Genomic DNA, 22,160 nt, shown 5'->3' with positions numbered 1-22,160 from the left:
CTTATTTTAGTTCGTCCAGTAATTCCTGATAGCTATACGTACGGGTTGGTCCTTTTTGTGATTTGTAATTCACTTTTACACGAAGCGCTTTTAAGCCCGAAACACCTTGCAGGCTTTCGACATCGAAACTTTCGATATTTGGCTCCAGAATGCCTTTGAATTGTAGAAACTGAATGTACTTTTTATATTCGGTTTCTTCGGCAAGATGTGAATAAACGATCGTAATTTTGCCTTGTTCGGTAATGCGTTCGTCAGTTCCGCGGATATGGGCCTTGTCAATTCGCTTTTTAACCACTTCATATCGCGCATTATACGTGCCGTCGATATCAAAACGTTTTTCATCCATACGGAAACGGATCGCAATAGGCGAACTGAAAACGAGTACCAACGAGGTTACTTCCAGCTGGAAAGGCAATGATCGTTTGAGTTTTTCGTGTTCGATTTCCATTTCGCATAAGGCCTGTAACTGCCATAACCGGAGGTTTTGTAAAAACATCAGATCAAAGTTCCGTTGTGGCGCGATGGAACCTCCGATATAAAGGTTGTGTTCCACACCATCGGTTTTGAAACGCTCGTAATAATGCGGGAAAATGCCTTGTGCTTCTACCTGTTTGGCGTCGAGTATGGAAGCCATCTTTTTATTCGTCAGCGATAATGCAAGATCGAATTTTCTACGGGATTCATAAAAGGTTCCGGTTTTTTCATCCAGTTTTTCAAAATAAGCATCAATCAAGTCTTCTTCCAAATGATCACTTTTGGCATTTTTCAGGATCGGATGGATCTCATTCTGAATATAAATCTGAATCTGTTGCTCGGTATCGGCTTTTAATGAAGCGGCCAATTCTTTTAATAAGGATTCAATTTCGAATTTACGTTGTTCCAGTAACATCAGGTTTACTCCGGATTTCATCTGTTCCAGAATAGAAATGATCATTTCCAACTGGTTTTTTAAATCCTGTTGTACCGTTTTGTTTCGGGCATCCGACGATCCTTTGATGTCAATCTGACCGTAAAGCGGATATACATTTTTAAAGACAATCTCTTTGAAAATATATTCTTTATCCTGACTGCTTTCGGTTAAATAGTTTTCGGCTTCGATCTTAAATTTCCAGTAAACACTTGGGTGAATGGCGGTATATTCTTTTTGAATAACCGCTTCAATATGGTTTTGCCATTCGGAATGGTACCGATCGACTGTATCAACCAAAAATGGCATGATCAGCTCAAGTTTGTTGGCATTTAAACTGTTTAGTTTTTGCGGATAGGATGAAGCGAGTTCGATAATTCCAAGTATTTTGTCGTCTTTTACAACCGGAGCCAAAATACAGCTTCTGATGTTTTGTGCCAACAGATGTTTGCCTAACGATTTGTCTTCCGAACATTCCACAAAACGCATGGTATCGGATATTGCAAAATATTTCTTCTCGCGGATAAGGGTTTCAAACGAACTACTACACAACGCATTTTTACATTCGTGTGTCAGGATAAAACTTGTAAATTTCCGATTGGGAACCAACTCAAATTTTTGTTCTTCGCTGTTATAGGGCGTAAAACCAATCCGTAAATCCGGTATTTTATAAATGGAACGGAAGATCGTCTCCGTACTATTGTCGTCGTTTAGTTTCTGTTTGTCCGGTTTTAGTAAATTACTTTTTAGGTTGGAAACCGAATTTTCTATCGTCGCATCAAAGAGAATCACAATTCCGAATCCTTTTAGAATCCAGCTTTCCTGCGGGAATTTTTCTTTCCATAAGGCGATGTTATCGAAATTGTCAATCAACAAATCGATATCTTCTTCAGTGAGTTTTACCGATTTTTCAGTTGGAATAATTTCCATAAAATCGGCGTTATACATAATCCGGTAATGACGGATAATTCCGTCTTTGTCCGGAATATCGTAGAAAAGAGGTCGGCTGAAATCAAAATCCCGATTGTAAAAGGAGTTTAGAATCAAACAACAGTTCAGAATATAAAACTGATGTTGATCAAAATCCCGGATGGTCATATCGAAGTCTTTTCCGGCTTCTTTTAGGATCTTTTTAAAGCGTTCGGTATAATTAAAGGTGATGTTCTGAAATGGAACCGTAACCGCTTTGATTTCGTTATGGGTTAATGCGGTAGGGAAAAGATCGGCCAGTAAATTGTGAATTAGCTTTTCCTGCTGTTGAATCTGATCGTAGGAGGTGATACCATCCCGTAGCTCCGGAACCGTACCGGCTTCTTTTAATAAGGCTTTGGCATAGTTGGAGCGATAGTCGGCATCATCCGAATGGGCAATGTGTTCCAGGGTCTCTAATACTTTATGAAAGGATACTTTGATTTTAAAGGGACTTTCGGGGTATTGGTTCATATTCATCTTCATTGCATTTGATTCTGTAAAATTACTAATAAATATTGTAATGATGTGCTCCGGAAGTACCTGAAAAGTACGAAAAAAAACAGGTATAAACACGCTATTATGACTAGTGCTTAATCCGTAAAATTGTGCGCTTTATTTTGATTGCTGATCTTCTATCCGGGAAAGCAGGGATGAAATGGTAATGCTGTTACGTGTTTATACGTACAAATTTACGTATTTACAGGTATTTTCACAGAAACTAGCTATACCTAATTTCGCGGAGAATTTTAATACAATCAAAATGGAATTTAGTAAAAGTTTAGGAGAAGCGATTAGTTTAGAGCAAGCGATGACCTATGTGAAAGCACACAACGCAAGGTTTCCAAAAGGTGTGAAGGCATTTGCCTTTGGCGCCGAGCATGTACAGGATGTTCTAAACCAGGAGGGATGTGCAGGAATTCGGATCTATAACGGTTATAACGAAGAAGAAGACTGTCCGAATATCGTAGTGGTAGGAGTAGATGCCAATGGAAAAGATATGACTGATGGTAAGATATTTGACAGAGGAATACGATGCCCGGATATGTGTGACATTACAAGTCCGCTTTTTCAGGGATAGTTCACTACTCTGTTTTAAAATCTAATTTTTAAACCTGTTGGATTTCCCAACAGGTTTTAGTTTATATATTTGCGTAATTTCAAAAACCTCAATCGGATTTATTTTGAGACTAGTATATGCTATAGCGCTAACATCAATATTTATAGGTTTTATTCCCCTTGTTTTATTCCTTATCCGGAAACGACAACGGCAATTACCGCCACAAGCGATCTATATTGGTCCCTTTGTTTGGCTTACCTTTTTAGCCAGTGCCTATGAGCTTATCGGTACGCTGATCTTTAAATTGAATTCTGATATCTGGTTCCGAGCCTATCTATTACCGGAGTTTTTTGTGCTTTTTTACTTCTTTTGGAAAGTTTTTGAAAAGCGATACCGACCACTTTTCTACTTTTTTGGTACTGTTTTCCTGCTTGCATTTATTGGTTTACTCTTTGTTTGGAACGATTGGAGTCATTTAAAAGGCGATTCGTATCTGTCGCTTATCGAAGCGATATTTGTCTATACTTTTGTTATACTGTGGTTTAAAGATGTCTTCCATAATCTGTCCGAACAATACCTGTGGAATTTTCCACTTTTTTACTTTATATCGGGTTTTATTTTCTACTTTTCCGGTACCTTATTTCTATTTTTGATGGGTGATATTATTGATCAAACTCCAACCCTCGTGTTCGAGGATTATTGGGTTTTTAATCTAATCTTGATGATCATCAAAAATATATTTTTAATGGTAGGGATATGGAGAACTCAGAAGAAATAAAAATTGCTTTTTGGTTGGGAACGCTTGGAATGCTTTTCCTGGCTTTTGGTTTACTATCGCTGGTATTGTACTATCAGAATCATTTCTACAAAATGAAACGGAAAGAGACAGAGTTGTTACTGAAAACGGCTCTGGAAACCGAAAAAAGCGAACGGAAACGGATCGCTGCCGATCTGCATGATAGTGTGTCCGGCGACTTGAATGCGATTCGTAATTATTTAACAATCTTACAACGAAACGGAAGTATTGTCGGAAATCAGGACATTTTTGACGAAATCCGATCCGGTGTTGAAATGGCACTGGAAAATACCCGTAAAGTTTCCTATAATATTATGCCTCCGTTATTGGAAACCTACGGTTTGGTTACGGCGCTTACGGATTATCTGGACGGATTGAAAAAGAAAACGGAAATCGATTTTAAAGTGGTAAGTAATCAGGAGGAATTTAAAATTGCCGCTCCGGTTGCCTATGAGTTGTTTCGTATCGTTCAGGAGTTTACAACCAACATGATCAAATACGGAAAAGTGACGGAATCGATCGTAACAATGGTACTTTCTGACACTTTTTTTACAATTACGCTACAGGATAACGGAATTCCGTTTAACTTTACACAACTTTTGGCTACATCAAAAGGAACGGGCGTTAAAAATATTAATTCCCGGTTAAAGATTGTCGGAGCCGATTTTGTCCAAAACGAAACCGAAACCGGAAATAGTTTCACCATTACATTAAAGAAAGAAAAGTGCTTAGAGTAGGTATTGTGGACGATCATAAACTTTTTAGAAAAAGTTTGTCCTTTTTGATCAATTCTTTTGAAAATACCAACGTCGTTCTGGAAGCCCAGAACGGTCTCGATCTATTGGATCAGATTCAGGATCATACACTGGATTTATTGTTATTGGATATTCAAATGCCCGGTATGGATGGTTTTGAAACCTGTGAGCATATTCGAAAGCATTATCCGGATATGAAAGTACTCATCGTGTCACAACTCACCACTAAAGAGAGTATTCATAAGGTGATGGAATTGGGAGCGCATGGTTTCTTTACCAAGAATTCCGAACCGGAACAACTCGAAAATGCCATAAAAAGTATTCAGGATAAGGATTTCTATTTCGGACAGGAATTGGGAATGGTATTGCGGGAAGCAATTTTATGGGAGAAAAACAACAAACCTAAAATTACTGCTTCGTCGATTACAATTTCCGACCGGGAAATGGATGTGATCCGTATGGCTTGTAAGGAGCTGAGTAGTATCGAAATTGCCGACAGACTGCATATTAATGTCCGTACCGTGGAAACACACCGCAAACGCATTATGGAGAAAACCAACTCCAAAAACTTCATTGGCGTAATCCTTTTTGCACTTCGCAACCAGTTGATTTCAATCGACGAATTAACCGAATTTTAACTTCATTAACGGTGAAAACCCTCTACTTGTAGGGAAATCACGTGTTTTACCGGATAGAAAATCAGTATTTTTACGTATTGCATTTTAACTTAAGAATATGGAATTTTGTCTCAATAGAGTTTTTCATTTAGTAAGTTTAAAAAAGACCATATTGCCCTTTATTGATTTATTAACTGTGTGTTCCTAAACTTTTTAAGTTGATAATAAATATGGTCTCTTTTACATCATTTATGGTGTATTTTAGTTAGTGAAGTTCTTTTAATTTTGGGTTAAAATGCTGAGCGGCTAACAGTTCAGCATTTTTATTTTTTTTTATCTGAAAACCTTATTTATTATACATAAGTTTTTATTTGCATATCTTTAGTTTTTTTGAAAAAAAAAGCAGCTCATAGGGGGGCTGCTTTTTTCTTTTACGCTAATACCAACGCTTTTTATTCTTCTTCGATTCCGGTGATTTGCGTGATTTTGACTGGTTTTTGTTTTTGTTGCGGAAGTCTTTTTTGGCTCCGGGCTGCTCTTCTTTTTTCTCGCCTTCTTTCCATGGAAACGGATGATCCTCTACAACTTTAAGTTTCTGACGGGTAAGTTTTTCAATATCCTGTAAATACGGTTTCTCGTCTTTTCCGCAAAAGGATAAGGCTAATCCGGTATTTCCGGCACGTCCGGTACGTCCGATACGGTGTACGTAGGTTTCGGGAATATTCGGTAAATCAAAATTGATCACAAACGGCAGTTGCTCGATGTCAATTCCTCTGGCGGCAATATCGGTGGCAACCAAAACGGAAACTTCTTTATTTTTAAAGCCGTCCAGGACACGTTGACGTGCCGACTGGGATTTGTCTCCATGAATGGCTTCGGCGTTAATACCGTTCTTTTTTAAGGCTTTTACAACGTTGTCGGCACCGTGTTTGGTTCGGGCAAAAACCAAAACGTTCGAAAGTTTGTCGTTACGGATGATATGATACAATAATTTTCGCTTGTCTTCTTTCTCAACAAAGTATACTTTTTGTTGTACGGTTTCGGCTGTACTGGAAATTGGCGCTACCGACACATATTTCGGTTGTGTCAGGAACGTATCGGCCAATTCGCGAATGGCTAGTGGCATGGTAGCCGAAAATAATAACGTCTGACGGTTGTCCGGTGTTAGTTTGATAATCTTTTTAACATCGTTAATAAAACCCATATCCAGCATCTGATCGGCTTCATCCAAAACCAAATGGTGCATATGGTGCAGGTCGATAAAACCTTGTTTGTGTAAATCCAGTAAACGCCCCGGAGTGGCTATCAATACGTCAACACCTTTTTTAAGCTGATCGACCTGTGGCGTTTGGTTTACACCGCCAAAAATAACCAGTGTACGGATATTGGTGTATTTTCCGTACGTATTAAAACTTTCCCCGATCTGAATCGCCAGTTCGCGGGTTGGTGTCACGATTAGTGTACGAATGTGTTTTACTTTCTTTGATGATCCTACAATCCGGTGTAATAAATTCAGGATTGGAATGGCGAAGGCTGCCGTTTTTCCGGTTCCGGTTTGAGCGCAACCTACAAGATCAGTACCTTCCATGATGATCGGAATGGCCTGTTCCTGAATGGGTGTCGGGTTTTCATAACCCTCTTCGGTAAGCGCCTGTTGTATATTGCGAAGTAAATCTAAGTCTTGAAATTGCATAAAAAAACGATAACTGTTAGTAGCTATCGTTTGCAAAAATACTTTAAAATATTGGTTTTGTTTATATATTATGCTTCGCCTTCATAAAATCGGTGATCAAATAGGCGATTAATTTCCCTACAAGATGGTTATTTTTGTCCTGATCCAGATCCGGAGCGCCTTCACAAATGTGTAAGTAGGAGGCATTGCTACTCTGACCAAAGTAGTGAATAAACTGTCGTAATTCGGCTACCGAAAAACCACTCAACGTCATCGCACTACTCGCAATTCCGGGAAGGGCGTCCAAATCGATTTCAATACCAAAAGCATCCGTGGCAATATGTTTTAAGGCAACTTCCATTTCGTCGTCAAAGTCTTTTTCCCGGCGAACGGCAATTTGTTCGTACGTATTATAACGGATTTTTTCAGTTACTTTTTTAATCGAATCCAGTACGCTTTTCGGTGTATAGCTTTCGTGTAATCCGAAAATAAAATATTTTTTCAGAAAACCTTCTTCAAACGCATACGAAAACCCGTTGCCGCTATGGCGTCCTTCCAGAGCGCGGAAATCGGTATGCGCATCAAAATTAATGGCGTTAACGGCTCTTCCTTTTGCCAGTGCAAGTCCTTTAATGTTCCCGTAAGCATTATTATGTCCACCGCCAATTACAATTGGAGTCTTTCCGGCTTTGATAATCTGACAGACAATATGCGAGACTTCTTTGTCGATTTTTTCGACCATTTTAAAAAAATGCCTGCGGTCTTCTTTGTCCGTAATGTCCAACGTTTTGATAGCTTCCATTTGTTCGGAAACATCAATGCTACCCAATATCAGTAGCTGACTGCCTTTGCAGAAACGGTTGTTCTGGATGTTTACAATGCTTTTTAAAGTGCTTTCCCAGGCCGAAGCAGTTCCGGCTCTTCCCAGGTTGGCACGTACGCCAATGTCTTCCGGAATTCCCAGTAAAACAAATTCGGCATCGCTGGTCTGGAGAAATTCCAACGTATCCATTTCCTTGGGTACGGTTTGGATCCTTTCTCCGAATTTTATCTCACCACTACGGTGATTGGTAATTTTCGTTAAGTCGTTTAGTGTAAATCGGATAAGCTTTTCCATATAAAAAATGTTGCATCCAAAAATACTATTTTCTATAAAACTTTCGTTATTTTACGGAAATGAATAATTTTATAGCTAATTGTATTTGAAAAAAATGTGACTATGGAAAATCAAAAAAGTAACTCGAGCTTAAAAGCCATTATTGTTGTTTTGTCGTTATTGTTAATCGGGAGCTTGGCCTATATGTACAAAATGAGTACTGATAATCAGACTTCTGAAAACAAAATCATGTCGGAGAAAGATAAGTTAAATGAAGAGCTTCAAGCTGCGATTGCTAAATATGATGCTGCGATAGCGGATAACACTTCACTTTCGTCTGAACTGACGGCAGAAAGAGAAAAACTGATCCAATTGCAGAAAGAACTGGAAAAATCAAAGGGCGATGCGGCTTCGTTAGCAAAATTTAAAAACGATTACCTGCGTTTAAAACGTGAAATGGATAATCTGATGCGCGAAAATGAAGGGCTGAAAAAACAAAATGCGGCCTTAACTACACAACGTGACAGTACACAGACCGTATTAAACGACGCTAGAAGAGTGAACGATACATTGGTGTCACAAAACGACCAGTTGGCCAAAACGGTTGAAAAAGCGTCTAAATTAACGGTATTGAATTTACAGACGACTGCAGTAAAACAAAGAAGTTCCGGAAAACAAATTGATACGGACAAAGCGCGTAAAGCCGATGTATTGAAAGTGAGCTTTACCATTGCTGAAAACCAGGTAGCCAAATCGGGAGACAAAACGTACTATATCCAGATCATTGACAGTAAAAACAATGTATTAGGCGAAAAACGTACCGAGACTTTTGGTGATAAAGTGTTAACATACAGCTTTGTTAAAACGGTGAAATATGAAAACAAAACCGTTCAGGTGACGCAGGATTTACCGGTAGAAAATATTGAAGGGGGAACATTCTTCGTAAATATTTTCGACAAAGCGGAATTGGTATCCAAAACCAGCTTTACGTTGAAATAACAAATGATAAACGACAATACAACAAAAAAGAGGAACATAGGTTCCTCTTTTTTTATTGAATAAACTGACCTTCGATTAACACCTGATCAATCAGGTTGCTGCCAAAAGCATAGGGTAGCTGGTAATAGGAGGTAAGCGGTTGCGTAATGATGATATTCGCCTTTTTTCCTTTGGTGATACTTCCGTGTGTATCGGAAATTCCCATGGCATAGGCGCCGTTAATAGTTGCCGCATTAATAGCTTCTTCCGGTGTCATTTTCATTTTGATACAGGCGGTAGCGACTACAAAATTCATATTTCCGGATGGCGTGGTTCCCGGATTAAAATCGGAGGCTAAAGCCAACGGTAATCCGGCTTGTAGCATTTTTCGCGCCGGCGTATACGGAATGCTGATAAAATAGGAACAGCTTGGTAGTGCGACCGGCATAGTGGTACTGTCTTTTAAAACAGCAATATCTTCATCGGTTACAATTTCCAGGTGGTCTACCGATAAAGCACCGTGTTTCACACAGGCTTCGATGCCATTTATGGCGGTAAACTGATTTACGTGGATTTTCGGAATCAATCCGTGTTGTTTTCCCGCTTCGATAATACGTTCGGTTTCGGCTACCGAAAAATAACCGGTTTCCAGAAAGGCATCCACATATTGAGCCAGGTTTTCGCGGGCAATAGCTGGAAGCATTTCGTTAATGATCAAATTGATATAACCTTCGTGGTTTTCTTTATATTCGGATGGGAAAGCATGTGCCCCTAAAAAAGTCGCTTTGATGGCAATCGGGTAGTTTTCGGATAAACGTTTGATCACCCGTAGCATTTTTAATTCGGCTTCTACCGTAAGTCCGTAACCGGATTTGATTTCGACAGCTCCGGTTCCCTGGCGCATCACTTCTTCCAAACGTACTTTCGATTGGTTGTAAAGGTCTTCTTCGGAGGTTTCCTGTAATTTTTTAGCCGAATTCAGAATACCACCGCCACGACTGGCAATCTCTTCATAACTCAGTCCATTAATCCGATCTACAAATTCCTGCTCGCGATTGCCGGCATACACAATATGCGTATGGCTGTCGCACCACGTTGGAAGTACGGTTTTACCGGTCGCATCAATTAATTCACAGTCTTCTGATGACGGACAGTCTGCCATCGGGCCAAAATCGGCAATCCGATCGTTTTCAATCAATAGGAAAGCATGGTCTATTTTGGGTAAAACGGCCATTTCGGCACCGGAAACTTTGGCTACGGGAGTTTCCCGTACCTGTAGAAGTTCTTTGATGTTCTGGATTAAAATTTTCATAGGATTTTATCTTGAAAGAGCAGCTTTTATAAGTGCTTAAATAATTTTTGTAAAAATAAACCGGAATTTTAAAAACTCCTATCTTTATATAAAATTATTATGCCGTGAGAAAAGTCAAGTATCGTAAAGTCCGCAAAGTTCAGCCCAATTATTATGAATATACCGGTGTTCACACCAGCGAGCCGGTAGGAATGCAGTTATTTGTTTACAATGAAAAACGCTTTGAAGAATATACAAAAATTACGCTGAATAAGGTTGAAAAAGAACTCAACGACAAATTGCAGGAAGAGGATGTGAAATGGCTTAATATTCACGGACTTCACGATGTCGAACTGATCCAGAAGATAGGAGAATTGGTCGGAATCCAGAATTTTCTTGTCGGCGATATTCTGAATACCCAGCGAAGAACCAAGCTCGAAGAACTGGACGATATGTTGTTTTTTAATATCAAATCGATTTTACCGGGGGAAGATCTGGATAATATCAGTGTCGAACAGATCAGTTTTATTCTAAAAGGAAATATGCTGGTCTCGTTTCAGGAAAAAAGGAGTGACTTTTTTACGCATATCCGCGAGCGTATCCGTACGGCTACGGGAATTGTCCGCAAAAAGAAAAACGATTATCTGTTGTATCTGATGCTGGATGCGATTATCGAAAATTTTTATATCACCATCGAAAATTACGAAGACCGGATTGAGGCGTTGATGATTGAATCCAAAACGAATTACCGTCAGGATGTACTCATACGAATTGAAAAAAATCGGGAAAATCTGAATTTTCTAAAACGTTCCATTATCCCGTTGCGCGATGCGTTGTATAGTCTGAAGAGTTTTCAGGATGATGATCAGTATGATGGAATTGAGCAATCCAATTATACATTTTTTGCCCGTTTGCATCAGAAATGTCTCGAACTTTTGGAACAGATCGATTACGATACCAATTCGCTGGATAGCGCCTCGCACTTTTATTTTTCGGCCCAAAGTCAACGGATGAACGAAATTATGAAAGTGCTAACCGTGGTGTCTGTTATTTTTATGCCACTCACGTTTATTGTGGGAGTTTATGGGATGAATTTTGAAAACATGCCGGAGTTAAAAACGGATAACGGCTATTTTGCGGTTCTGGGTATTATGGCGATACTGGCCATTTTAATGGTGACCTATTTTAAAAGAAAAAAGTGGTTTTAAAGCAATGAACGATACGTTATGAAAACATTTATAAGTGCCATTTCGGGAAAGGAATTTCCGGCAGCCGAAAAAGTTTCCGGAAAAACAATCCGGGCTTCCATTATGGATTTTATACTGAAAGAACATCCGGAATTTACGCGGGAACAGTATTTGTCGGTTGGAGAATTAAATTATTACCGTGAAAAATATATTTCGGATTTTTTGATTAAGGAAGTCGGTGAAATTTCTGAACTGGAAAAAACAGTTTTGCATGCGCTGAAAGATAAGAAAATAGTAATCAATAAGCCTGAAGAAGAGGGGCAAGGGTATACTTTTGGACAACGGGTAGCTGATAAGGTAGCGGAGTTTGGCGGTAGCTGGACGTTTATTATATCCTTTGTCGTTTTTTTGATTGCCTGGATTGCCCTAAACGTTTTTATGCTGGCCAATAAAGGTTTTGATCCCTATCCGTTTATTTTGCTGAATCTGATTCTTTCCTGTATTGCGGCTTTACAGGCTCCGGTGATTATGATGAGTCAGAACCGCCAGGAGGAAAAAGACCGGGAACGATCTAAAAACGATTACATGATCAATTTGAAATCGGAGTTGGAAATACGGATGTTACACGAAAAAATTGATCATCTGATTTTACATCAGGAACAGTCGATGTTGGAAATCCAGAAGATTCAAATCGACATGATGAATGATATCATTCATAAGATGGAAAATAAAAAGTAAGGCTATTGAACTTCGATTTTATAGGCGTCCAGTAATCCCAAAACCGCCGGATAGGCAAATTTGGCACGGGTAATTGTATTCTGATCCGGATTTATCGAATAATTGATAGCCGTACGGAAATCGGCTTTTTCGAGTATCGTATGGTTAAATATGGCTTTGCTAAAGTCACAGTTTGGAAAACGTACACCTGATAAATCGGCATCGGTAAAATCGACATCCTCGAGAATACAATCGGAAAAATGCGAGTTTTTAAGTTTTAAACCGTAAAAAGAGCCCAATTTTATAGTACAACGATTCAACGTTAGTTGTAGTAAAAACGGATTACTGTCGTTAAAGTTAACACCGAGCAATTTACAATCGGTAAAGCTGACATTCTTAAAGGAAGTGCCGCTTACGTTTGCCATACTGAAATCACAATCCGTAAAGGTGCAATCCAAAAATGAAAAATTATTCAAATAGGCATTCCCAAACTGACAATTGATAAACTGGCAATTGTCGTATTCGGCTTTTTCCAATACGCTGACTTTTTCAAAAAGTTGATCTTCAAATAACATATATAATCGGATTAAAATGATAAAACCTGTAGTGTCCAGGACAACTACAGGTTTTAGTTACTATTGAGAAATAATTATTTTAAACTTCCCACCATGTCTTCCGGTTTTACCCAGGCGTCGAAATCTTCTGGTGTAACATATCCCAAACGTACCGCTTCTTCTTTTAAAGTAGTTCCGTTTTTGTGAGCTGTTTGCGCGATTTCAGCCGCTTTGTAATATCCGATTTTGGTGTTTAAAGCCGTTACTAACATTAGAGAATTGTCGACCAATTCTTTAATACGCTTGTGGTTTGGCTCGATTCCCTGTGCACAATGCTCATCAAACGAAACACAAGCGTCACCTAATAAACGAGCCGATTGCAGGAAGTTAGCTGCCATTAACGGTTTGAAAACGTTTAATTCGTAATGTCCCTGAGTACCGCCAATGGTAATCGCTACGTCGTTACCCATTACCTGAGCACATACCATGGTTAAAGCCTCACATTGTGTAGGGTTTACTTTTCCGGGCATAATAGACGATCCCGGTTCGTTTTCCGGAATGAAAATTTCACCAATTCCGGAACGTGGTCCTGATGCCAACATACGGATATCGTTGGCAATTTTATTTAAGGATACAGCCAATTGTTTTAAGGCGCCATGCGTTTCTACAATAGCGTCGTGTGCTGCTAAAGCTTCAAATTTATTTTCGGCTGTTACAAACGGATGACCGGTAAATTTAGCAATGTATTCAGCTACTTTTACGTCATATCCTTCCGGAGTGTTTAATCCGGTTCCAACAGCGGTTCCGCCTAAAGCTACTTCCGATAAGTGTGAAAGTGTATTTCTTACTGCTTTTAAGCCGTGATTTAACTGGGCTACATAACCTGAAATCTCCTGACCTAATGTTAATGGAGTTGCATCCATTAAGTGTGTACGGCCAATTTTTACTACAGTTTTAAATTCCTCTGCTTTCGCCTGTAGCGTATCTCTTAGTTTTTCTACACCTGGAATGGTTACTTCTACTACTGCTTTGTAGGCTGCGATATGCATTCCTGTTGGATAGGTGTCGTTTGATGACTGTGATTTGTTTACGTCGTCGTTTGCTTTGATAACGGCTTCACCTTCACCGATCTTAAATCCGGCCAATACCTGGGCACGATTTGCAATTACTTCGTTTACGTTCATGTTACTTTGCGTACCCGATCCGGTTTGCCAGATTACCAATGGGAATTCACCGTCTAATTTTCCGGCTAAAATCTCATCGCAAACAGCTGCAATAGCGTCTCTTTTTTCTACTGCTAACACCCCTAAATCGTGATTGGCATAGGCTGCCGCTTTTTTAAGATAGGCAAAACCTTCCACGATTTCTTTTGGCATCGAACCCGAAGGACCGATTTTGAAGTTGTTTCTAGAACGTTCTGTTTGAGCTCCCCAGTATTTGTCTGCCGGAACTTTCACTTCACCCATGGTGTCTTTTTCTATTCTGTATTCCATTTTTATTGTTGTGTATAAGTTGTTACTGTCGATTTAAAACCATAAAAACGATCCTGTGTGTAAACCGTATACGCAGTTTTAAAATCCTTTCAAAAATAGACAATATCGACAGCTTAAAAAAATGAATTAAAATAAATTTCTGATAAATATTGGACAAGCCGATTATTCGGCTTATCTTTGGCAGGTATTCAAAATTCCGGAAAACATGTTTGAATTTCAACAGTATTTAGGCTTTTTACTTTTCTTATGTATTTTAACCATTGGTTTTTGGTTAATGATTTTCCTGGTAGGTTTCGTTCAATATTGGGTTGGCGGTGCTATCATCGAATTGATCAAAGAAAAGAGAAACAAAAAGAAAGCAGAATAATTAATTTTATTCAAGATATAAAGGGAACATTTGTTCCCTTTTATTTTATAACAAAGGGCGCTTTAAGCGCCCTTTGTTATTTATAATACGTTATTGTACGTTCCACTACATATTTCGGTTCGTTGTCTATCGAAATTGTCTTTTTGATCCAGTTGCCTTTTTTGTCGTATTCGTATCGTATTTTACGGTCGGTAGCTGATTTATTGCCTTTCCCAACTGTTTTTTCATAAATCATATTGTTATGATCATCAAAAGTGTAAAGCTGATGTGATACGATTTCCTGGTTGACAATTTCTTTGCGTTCGATCAGATTGTTGTTGTTGTCGTATTTAAACTCTTCTAAAATTTTTCCGTCTGCAAAACCGTCATAAGTTCGGTTGGAAGTCATATTACCTTTCGCATCAAAAGTGCGTACTTCAGAATATTCAAGCGTATTGTCTTTATTTAACGTTTCGGTTTGCAGTAATAGATTTTTGTCATTGTATTTGTTGTTGATCGTATATATTTTTTTATAATCCGGATTCAAACGCTGTTCGGTTTGCAGATTGTTGTTGCTGTCGTACGTATAGGTTGTGATATACTGTACGGATGTTTCACGAAGAAATGATTTTTCTTCGCGGATTTTGCCGTTAGAACCGAAAACATAGGTGTTGCGATCAATTAAATTGTCTTTGTCGTCAAATCGGCGCACTTCTACGCGTTGGTTCTTAATAAAGGTGTTGAGTGTTTTTTCCAGTTGAACTCCTTCCGGATTTCTACGGGTGATGATGGTGTTGTTTCCATTGTCGTCCCAGGAATATTTGGTTGTGAATGCTTTGCCTGGGCTTACATATTGCGATACTAATAATTTTTTATCTTTATTAATAAAGGTGGTTTCTTCCAGTAGGCCACCTTCCAGGAGGATTTTCTTTTCGTGAATCAGACTTCCGGTAGGGCTAAACTCCAGCCAGGTATTGTAGCTGTTTGGGTTTTCCGTTGCCGGTTTTGCCTTTTGCCCGTTGGCAAGTAGAAAGGATTTTTCGGATACGGTTTTTACATTGTCGGTCAGTTTAAAGTCTTTCCAGTTGTTTACAATTTCAGGTTCGGTTTCCGTTTTGGTTTGGTCTTTTTTACAGGCGATTAGTAAAAATGAAAATAAAAGCAGGGTAAAGGTTGATCTCATTTGTTGTCAATTAATTTTCAAAAATCCATTATTTTTTTGACAACGCCAATTATTTATCAAAATTAACAGTGTTGTTTTGATCTTAAATAAAAAAAATCTGCCGTGACAGCAGATTTTTTTAAAATTATAACAGTGTAAAAAGTATGGTAAAATTATTAGACACCGTTTTTGTGATTTGGTTGCTTTAGTTTGTGATAATTTTTTTCAAAGAATAGAAAAAATTAACTTCTGTTTGTAAATTTAACATCCAATTGACTATCGTTTTGTTTTTACTATAATAACAGCTTGTTGTTATTTTGTTAAATGGACAAATTCTTTTTAAAAGCTATTAAAGTATTGAATATGAATCCAAAAGTTGATCAATTTTTAGATAAGGCTACAAAGTGGAAAGAAGAAATGACTTTGTTGCGGGAAATCGTGCTGACATCGAATCGCCTTGTAGAGGATTATAAATGGATGCATCCGTGTTATACCTTGTCCGGGAAAAATGTAGTGCTCATCCACGAGTTTAAGGACTATTGTGCGCTGTTGTTTCATAAAGGTGTACTGCTTAAGGATCCTAACGGGATTTTAATTCAGCAAACCGAAAATGTACAGTCGGCGCGACAGTTGCGTTTTACGAATTTGGCTGAAATCAAGGAATTGGAGCCGATAATCGCGGCGTATCTCGATGAGGCTATTGCGATTGAAGCGTCGGGAGCAAAGGTGGTATTAAAAGAAACAACGGATTATGCTATACCGGAAGAATTCCAGCAACGATTGGATGAAGATCCGATTTTAAAAAATGCGTTTGAGGCCTTAACTCCGGGACGACAACGGGCGTATTTGTTTTATTTTTCACAGGCCAAACAATCCAAAACCAGAATCGCGCGCATTGAAAAATACCTGCCGAATATTTTGAGAGGAAAAGGAATCGACGATTAATCTATTCGATTGGTTTTAATGTATTGCGGTATTGTGACGGGGTGATGTTTTCAAACCGTTTAAAAAACTTTGTAAAATTCGAAGGATCAAAGGTGAGTAGTGTGGCGATTTCGGCTATGGTTTTATCCGGAATGGCCAGCAATCGTTTGGATTCGTCCATGATTCGTTTTTCGAAGAAATAACAGGGCGATTTACCGGTTTGCATTTTGATAGTAGTACTCAGATGTACCGGATGAATACACATGATGGATGCGATATCTTTAATTTCGTACATAATATCGCTATGACCTTCCAGAATGCTATCGATGTGACGATCGACCTGATTAATAAACTCCAGAGTGATTTCTTCTTTTCGACGGCTATATTTCAGTGGTAATTTTGTCATACGAATGATTCCATTTACTGTGGAATTAAAAAATCCGCCATACAGCGGATTTTTACTTTATTTTTTGATTTTTGCTTGCGCGTCATCGTATTTTTTTGAAACGGCATCCCAATTGATCAGATTAAAGAACGCGGTGATATAATCGGCTCTTTTGTTTTGATAGTTTAGGTAGTAAGCATGTTCCCATACATCCATCCCTAAAATTGGTGTTCCGGAAATACCCACATTAGGCATTAAAGGATTGTCCTGATTTGGTGTGCTGCCTACTACAAGATTACCCGCTTTGTCTACAACCAACCATGCCCATCCGGAACCGAATTGTTTGGCACCGGCATCCGAAAATTGTGTTTTAAAGTTTTCGAACGAACCAAAAGTTTTGGTAATCGCATCGGCTATTGCGCCTTTGGGTTCACCGCCGGCTTTTGGTGCCATAATTTCCCAATACAGGTTGTGGTTGTAATAACCGCCGGCATTGTTGCGTACAGCTTTGTTTTCCATATCCAGTTTGGTCAGGATATCTTCAATGGTTTGTTTTTCCAATGCGGTACCTGCAATGGCCTTATTCAGGTTGTTTGCATAACCAACATGGTGTTTGGAATAATGTATTTCAACGGTTTTAGCGTCGATATAAGGTGCTAAGGCATCATATGCATACGGAAGTCCTTTCATTTGGAAGGTTCCGGGATCGGCTTTTACATCAGCAGGATTACCTACCGGTGTTGCCGTTTTTGTCTGTTCTACCGGATCCGGGATTTCAACTACCTCTTCCAGCTTGTTTTTGTCTTTACAGGAAAAAAGCAAGGTTGAAAAAAGGAAACCGGCAATAAGGATTTTAGAATTTTTCATGGCTTATTAATTATTGAATTTACGGTTTCTATATATAATTTTTTAGCAGCATCGGGCGATAAATGGCGTACCTGCATCCAGGCATTCATTTTAAAAGCGTCCCTTAAATCCTGAGGCTCCTGATGTTGCTTGAGTCTGTTGGTTCCGGATAGCGCCTGTTTATAATAAGCATAGAGACGCAACATGACATCCTGAGGTAAATTCTCCGTCATATTGGAAGCTTTTTCAAAGGCTTCCTGAAATTGCGTATCTAAATTAGAATCGGACATTATTATTTTTTTGCAATGATCGTTTTGCCGCCTACAGCCTTATCATTTAATTTTACATTCACTTCGGTACCTAAAGGTAAGTATAAATCTACCCTCGATCCAAATTTAATAAATCCGGCATCGGTTCCCTGAACAACGCGCATCCCTTCCTGCGCATAGTTTACAATTCGTCGTGCCAATGCTCCGGCAATCTGACGGTACAGAATTTCTCCGAAAATACGGTTTTCTACGACAACGGTCGTTCTTTCGTTTTCTTCACTGGCTTTCGGATGCCAGGCCACCAGGTATTTACCCGGATGGTATTTGCTGTATTTTACTTCTCCGTTTACGGCATAACGCGTTACGTGTACGTTAATCGGAGACATAAATATCGATACCATAAGACGTTTGTCTTTAAAGTATTCCGGCTCGTATACTTCTTCGATAACCACTACTTTTCCGTCTACCGGAGCAATAATGTGATTGTCGTTGATGTCTACAATTCTTTTTGGGTTTCTGAAAAATTGCAGTACAAGTACTAATACAACCAATCCTAACAGTTGCACCACTTTTTGTAACCATAGGATACTGATAAATTCATCAGCTAAAACAGCTGTCAAAGCAACCAAAAAGGTTGTGATTAAGATAATTTTTGAGCCTTCTTTATGAAACATAATTTAAAATTTGATAAAACAAATAAAGAAATGGTATTGCAAATATAACACTATCCAGCCGATCCAGGATACCGCCGTGTCCCGGCATTATTTTTCCACTGTCTTTTACTCCGGCGGTACGTTTAAATTTGGACTCGACTAAATCGCCGATAGTGCCGAAAAACCCTACAATTAAACCGGTTATGATCCAGGTAACAGGGGAGAAGAATGTAAAAAACTGACTGATAATATAACTTCCGATCATGGTAAAAACCAATCCACCAACAAAACCTTCAATTGTTTTTTTAGGCGATATGCGTTCGAATAGTTTGGTTTTTCCAAAAGATTTGCCCACGATATAGGCAAAAGTGTCATTGGTCCAGATCAGGATAAAAATTCCGATAATGATATTAGGTGTGAAGCTACCGGTAATAAATGGTACTTTCATTAACAAAATAAACGGCAATATGATATAACCGAACAATTTTACATATTTGGCCGATTTATCACTGCGTACCGGTTGTGCCGATCCGAATAAATCGATCATTAAATTTACCGAAACAAACAGTGTTGCCAGGCAAATCGCAATATCGGTATAAAAGGAATTGATACGGAATACAATAAAGAGAATATAGGCGCCAAGTCCTAATACAATTGGTAAACCGTTTTTAAGGTGGATTAGTTTGCAGAATTCGACTACCGCAATCAATAAGAATATGCCGAAGAGCAACGTAAAGCTCACTTCAGAAAACAGAGTAGCTGTTAGTAATAAGACGATATAGATAAACCCCGAAAGGGCCCTGATACTACTTTCCCGCATGCTACAAATCTTCTAAAAGCAATAAATACAGATTTTTAGGGCAACTGCCATACTGTAAAAAATCTTCTTCTTTTGCTTTTTCGAAATATTTAAAAGTGGTGATATTGGTTGGGTATTCTTTATCGTATTTGCGTTTAATTTCCCGTAGACCATCGCTTTTATTCGCTAAAATCTGACTGGTTGTAGCCAGAATAATGATATTTGAGGGTAAATCGTTGGGTTTGTTCTGGCGTAACTGATTGGATGAGAAAAGGATAGAGCCTTCGTCGGCAATCAGGTTTTCGCAGGAAGCAAATAAAAATTTAGGATTTTTAGGACTGTTGTAGTTGAGTTTATTTTCGTCAAGCAGACTGTAGAGTTTTGGTTCCAAACAAATGACATCGCTTTCAAACCAGTCGTTTTCTACCAAAATATTCTCAAACTGTTCGTGTACTTCCGTTAAATTTTCACAATACAAAAACTTACCTCCATTTTTTTTGAAATTGAAAGTAAATTGCTCGTCTATCGGCATCTCAATCTCTGGATGATAATGGCTCAATTCGGGTTCTCTCTCCTCTTTTGAAGCATCATTCGCACTGCCGAAAAGTTTTTTAAAAAGACTCATAAAAGTAGGTCAGATCTTTGTTTTTTGCACTTGAAATCAATCAAAGATAAAAAAATCTTAATTCAATTTTACAATCGAATTAAGATTTTTGTATAAAATGTTATAATTATTTTTCTTAAGATTCAGTAACTACTTCATTTTCTGTTTTTTCATGTGGACGCTGCCCAAATATGGCTTCCAGGTCGTCTTTGAAAATTACTTCTTTTTCGATCAGAATGTCGGCAAGTTGGTTAAGTTTCTCTTTGTTTTCATTCAGAATCTGAATCGCTCTGTCGTACTGGGATTCGATCAGATCGGAGATCTCTTTGTCTATAATTTTGGCCGTTTCTTCCGAGTATGGTTTCGAGAAATTATACTCACTCTGACCCGATGAATCGTAGTAGGTGATGTTTCCTAATTTATCGTTCAGACCATATACGGTTACCATAGCACGAGCTTGTTTGGTTACCTTTTCAAGGTCGCTTAAGGCTCCGGTTGAAATTTTATTGAAAATTACTTTTTCAGCTGCACGCCCACCCATGGTAGCACACATCTCGTCCAGCATTTGTTCCGGACGTACAATTAGACGTTCTTCCGGTAAATACCAGGCAGCTCCAAGACTTTGACCTCGTGGTACAATGGTTACTTTTACCAATGGTGCTGCATGTTCTAACATCCAGCTTACAGTAGCGTGACCCGCTTCGTGAATCGCAATAGCGCGTTTTTCTTCCGGGGTAACGATTTTGTTTTTCTTTTCAAGACCACCTACAATTCGGTCTACAGCATCCAGGAAGTCCTGTTTGTCAACCGCTTTTTTACCTTTACGAGCCGCAATAAGCGCTGACTCATTACATACGTTGGCAATATCGGCACCGGAGAATCCAGGTGTTTGTTTGGCCAGGAATTCAGTGTCCAGCTCTTCCGATTTTTTCAACGGTTTTAAGTGTACTTCAAATATTTCTTTACGCTCACGGATGTCTGGAAGGTCTACATAAATCTGTCTGTCGAAACGACCGGCACGCATTAACGCTTTGTCCAATACGTCGGCACGGTTGGTAGCGGCCAATACGATTACGTGGGTATTCGTACCAAAACCATCCATTTCGGTTAACAATTGGTTTAATGTGTTTTCACGTTCGTCGTTTGATCCGGAGAAATTGTTTTTACCACGAGCTCTACCTACAGCATCAATCTCGTCGATAAAGATAATTGAAGGTGATTTTTCTTTAGCCTGTTTAAACAAATCCCGTACACGTGATGCGCCAACCCCTACGAACATTTCTACGAAATCCGAACCGGATAATGAGAAGAACGGTACTTGTGCTTCGCCGGCTACGGCTTTTGCCAAAAGGGTTTTACCGGTTCCCGGAGGTCCTACCAATAAGGCTCCTTTCGGGATTTTACCACCGATGCTGGTATATTTTTCAGGATTTTTCAGGAATTCAACGATCTCCTGGATTTCTTCTTTAGCACCTTCCAGTCCGGCTACGTCTTTAAAGGTTACCTTGATGTCGTTTTTCTCGTCAAAAAGACGTGCTTTGGATTTTCCGATTGAGAAAATCTGTCCGCCACCACCTCCGGATCCGCCACCTGACATTCTTCGGAACATAAATAACCAGAAGGCAATGATCAGGATAATAGGCAGGAAGTTGATCAAGATATCACCCCAATTGCTTTCCGGCTCTGAGGAATAGTCTTTTAATTTTCCTTCCAAACGGGCTTCCTCCAGTTTCTTTTGGAAAAGTTCACTGTTGGTACCGATGTCCAGCGTATAATGAGGACCTGTATTGTCTTTGCCCAACAGGTTTTTCTTCTCAATTTTTTCGTGGGTTTTGCTGTTAAGTGCTGCTTTGTTCAAGTATACCTGAGCCGTACTTTTGTTGAAAACGACTTTTTCGACCTGACCAGAGTCAAGGTATTGGTAAAAACGGGATAAGGAGGTAGGTTTTACTTCCTGAAAATTCGTTCCGCTTGAAACAAGTTGAATCGCAATTAAAATCAAAAGTACGGCCCCATAAATAACCCATGGGCTAATTCTGATCTTAGAAGGATTTGGTTTTTTATCTTTTGACATGTGAAA

General features: G+C 39.0%; 23 protein-coding genes. 9 read left to right on the top strand and 14 right to left on the bottom strand.

What is annotated here, in order from left to right; genetic code table 11:
• Nucleotide 1: 1 nt before the first annotated feature.
• Nucleotides 2-2,356, bottom strand: coding sequence for a GAF domain-containing protein (locus E6C50_RS04300; RefSeq protein ID WP_136401955.1), 2,355 nt, complete (start codon nt 2,354-2,356; stop codon nt 2-4).
• A 283-nt stretch (nt 2,357-2,639) separates the two neighbouring features.
• Here E6C50_RS04300 and E6C50_RS04295 point away from each other — a divergent pair, with 283 nt between their 5' ends.
• The 4 genes from E6C50_RS04295 (at nt 2,640) to E6C50_RS04280 (ending at nt 5,125) form a co-directional block, all read left to right on the top strand.
• Nucleotides 2,640-2,957 (top strand): hypothetical protein, encoded by a 318-nt coding sequence (locus E6C50_RS04295; RefSeq protein ID WP_136401954.1) that lies wholly within the window; start codon nt 2,640-2,642, stop codon nt 2,955-2,957.
• A 103-nt stretch (nt 2,958-3,060) separates the two neighbouring features.
• Complete coding sequence (locus E6C50_RS04290) at nt 3,061-3,714, top strand: hypothetical protein (RefSeq protein WP_136401953.1); 654 nt, start codon at nt 3,061-3,063, stop codon at nt 3,712-3,714.
• A complete protein-coding gene (locus E6C50_RS04285) occupies nt 3,693-4,469 on the top strand; it encodes a sensor histidine kinase (protein ID WP_136401952.1) in 777 nt (258 codons plus the stop codon). Before E6C50_RS04290 ends, E6C50_RS04285 begins: the two co-directional genes overlap by 22 nt.
• On the top strand, nt 4,457-5,125 hold the full coding sequence (locus E6C50_RS04280; protein ID WP_136401951.1) for a response regulator transcription factor: 669 nt from the start codon (nt 4,457-4,459) through the stop codon (nt 5,123-5,125). The genes E6C50_RS04285 and E6C50_RS04280 overlap by 13 nt, the downstream gene beginning before the upstream one ends.
• A gap of 415 nt (nt 5,126-5,540) precedes the next feature.
• Here the strand turns inward: E6C50_RS04280 and E6C50_RS04275 are convergent, their stop codons facing one another.
• Together E6C50_RS04275 and E6C50_RS04270 are read right to left on the bottom strand one after the other, a co-directional pair.
• A complete protein-coding gene (locus tag E6C50_RS04275; RefSeq protein ID WP_136401950.1) occupies nt 5,541-6,797 on the bottom strand; it encodes a DEAD/DEAH box helicase in 1,257 nt (418 codons plus the stop codon).
• A 61-nt stretch (nt 6,798-6,858) separates the two neighbouring features.
• A complete protein-coding gene (locus tag E6C50_RS04270; protein WP_136401949.1) occupies nt 6,859-7,893 on the bottom strand; it encodes a formimidoylglutamase in 1,035 nt (344 codons plus the stop codon).
• Nucleotides 7,894-7,995: 102 nt separating this feature from the next.
• Between E6C50_RS04270 and E6C50_RS04265 the strand changes: the two genes are divergently transcribed.
• Nucleotides 7,996-8,871 (top strand): coiled-coil domain-containing protein, encoded by an 876-nt coding sequence (locus E6C50_RS04265; RefSeq protein WP_136401948.1) that lies wholly within the window; start codon nt 7,996-7,998, stop codon nt 8,869-8,871.
• Nucleotides 8,872-8,923: 52 nt separating this feature from the next.
• On the opposite strand, the gene hutI is transcribed toward E6C50_RS04265, so the two are convergent.
• Nucleotides 8,924-10,162 (bottom strand): imidazolonepropionase, encoded by a 1,239-nt coding sequence (gene hutI, locus E6C50_RS04260; RefSeq protein WP_136401947.1) that lies wholly within the window; start codon nt 10,160-10,162, stop codon nt 8,924-8,926.
• 104 nt (nt 10,163-10,266) lie between these two features.
• Here hutI and corA point away from each other — a divergent pair, with 104 nt between their 5' ends.
• Entirely contained in the window at nt 10,267-11,349 is a 1,083-nt protein-coding gene (gene corA / locus E6C50_RS04255) for a magnesium/cobalt transporter CorA (protein ID WP_136401946.1), read from the top strand.
• A gap of 18 nt (nt 11,350-11,367) precedes the next feature.
• Nucleotides 11,368-12,066, top strand: coding sequence for a DUF1003 domain-containing protein (locus E6C50_RS04250; protein WP_136401945.1), 699 nt, complete (start codon nt 11,368-11,370; stop codon nt 12,064-12,066).
• 2 nt (nt 12,067-12,068) lie between these two features.
• Here the strand turns inward: E6C50_RS04250 and E6C50_RS04245 are convergent, their stop codons facing one another.
• Both E6C50_RS04245 and fumC read right to left on the bottom strand, forming a co-directional pair.
• Entirely contained in the window at nt 12,069-12,620 is a 552-nt protein-coding gene (locus tag E6C50_RS04245; protein ID WP_136401944.1) for a pentapeptide repeat-containing protein, read from the bottom strand.
• Between the two features lie 74 nt (nt 12,621-12,694).
• The gene (fumC, locus tag E6C50_RS04240; RefSeq protein ID WP_136401943.1) at nt 12,695-14,092 is read right to left on the bottom strand and encodes a class II fumarate hydratase; all 1,398 of its coding nucleotides are present in this window, start codon (nt 14,090-14,092) and stop codon (nt 12,695-12,697) included.
• Nucleotides 14,093-14,297: 205 nt separating this feature from the next.
• Between fumC and E6C50_RS17590 the strand changes: the two genes are divergently transcribed.
• On the top strand, nt 14,298-14,459 hold the full coding sequence (locus E6C50_RS17590) for a hypothetical protein (RefSeq protein ID WP_168732736.1): 162 nt from the start codon (nt 14,298-14,300) through the stop codon (nt 14,457-14,459).
• A 76-nt stretch (nt 14,460-14,535) separates the two neighbouring features.
• Here the strand turns inward: E6C50_RS17590 and E6C50_RS04235 are convergent, their stop codons facing one another.
• Nucleotides 14,536-15,621: an RHS repeat domain-containing protein gene (locus E6C50_RS04235; RefSeq protein WP_136401942.1), complete on the bottom strand. Its 1,086-nt coding sequence runs from the start codon at nt 15,619-15,621 to the stop codon at nt 14,536-14,538.
• 342 nt (nt 15,622-15,963) lie between these two features.
• Here E6C50_RS04235 and E6C50_RS04230 point away from each other — a divergent pair, with 342 nt between their 5' ends.
• A complete protein-coding gene (locus E6C50_RS04230) occupies nt 15,964-16,545 on the top strand; it encodes a YdeI/OmpD-associated family protein (protein ID WP_136401941.1) in 582 nt (193 codons plus the stop codon).
• A 1-nt stretch (nt 16,546) separates the two neighbouring features.
• On the opposite strand, the gene E6C50_RS04225 is transcribed toward E6C50_RS04230, so the two are convergent.
• The 7 genes from E6C50_RS04225 to ftsH all read right to left on the bottom strand — a co-directional run bounded on the left by E6C50_RS04225 (nt 16,547) and on the right by ftsH (nt 22,154).
• Nucleotides 16,547-16,930, bottom strand: a complete 384-nt coding sequence (locus E6C50_RS04225) for a helix-turn-helix domain-containing protein (RefSeq protein WP_136401940.1) — start codon at nt 16,928-16,930, stop codon at nt 16,547-16,549.
• Between the two features lie 57 nt (nt 16,931-16,987).
• Nucleotides 16,988-17,776, bottom strand: a complete 789-nt coding sequence (locus E6C50_RS04220) for a superoxide dismutase (protein WP_136401939.1) — start codon at nt 17,774-17,776, stop codon at nt 16,988-16,990.
• The gene (locus E6C50_RS04215) at nt 17,773-18,045 is read right to left on the bottom strand and encodes an acyl-CoA-binding protein (RefSeq protein ID WP_136401938.1); all 273 of its coding nucleotides are present in this window, start codon (nt 18,043-18,045) and stop codon (nt 17,773-17,775) included. The genes E6C50_RS04220 and E6C50_RS04215 overlap by 4 nt, the downstream gene beginning before the upstream one ends.
• Nucleotides 18,046-18,047: 2 nt before the next feature.
• Nucleotides 18,048-18,698, bottom strand: a complete 651-nt coding sequence (locus E6C50_RS04210) for a phosphatidylserine decarboxylase family protein (protein ID WP_136401937.1) — start codon at nt 18,696-18,698, stop codon at nt 18,048-18,050.
• On the bottom strand, nt 18,688-19,497 hold the full coding sequence (locus E6C50_RS04205) for a phosphatidate cytidylyltransferase (protein ID WP_136401936.1): 810 nt from the start codon (nt 19,495-19,497) through the stop codon (nt 18,688-18,690). The genes E6C50_RS04210 and E6C50_RS04205 overlap by 11 nt, the downstream gene beginning before the upstream one ends.
• Nucleotide 19,498: 1 nt before the next feature.
• Entirely contained in the window at nt 19,499-20,101 is a 603-nt protein-coding gene (locus E6C50_RS04200; protein ID WP_136401935.1) for a lactate utilization protein B/C, read from the bottom strand.
• A 115-nt stretch (nt 20,102-20,216) separates the two neighbouring features.
• A complete protein-coding gene (gene ftsH / locus E6C50_RS04195; protein WP_136401934.1) occupies nt 20,217-22,154 on the bottom strand; it encodes an ATP-dependent zinc metalloprotease FtsH in 1,938 nt (645 codons plus the stop codon).
• Between the last annotated feature and the right edge of the window lie 6 nt (nt 22,155-22,160).

It is taken from the genome of Flavobacterium supellecticarium (assembly GCF_004801375.1).
Lineage (GTDB): Bacteria > Bacteroidota > Bacteroidia > Flavobacteriales > Flavobacteriaceae > Flavobacterium > Flavobacterium supellecticarium.
The sequence above is the reverse complement of the archived record's forward strand: the minus strand, read 5'-3'. Positions and strand labels throughout refer to the sequence as shown.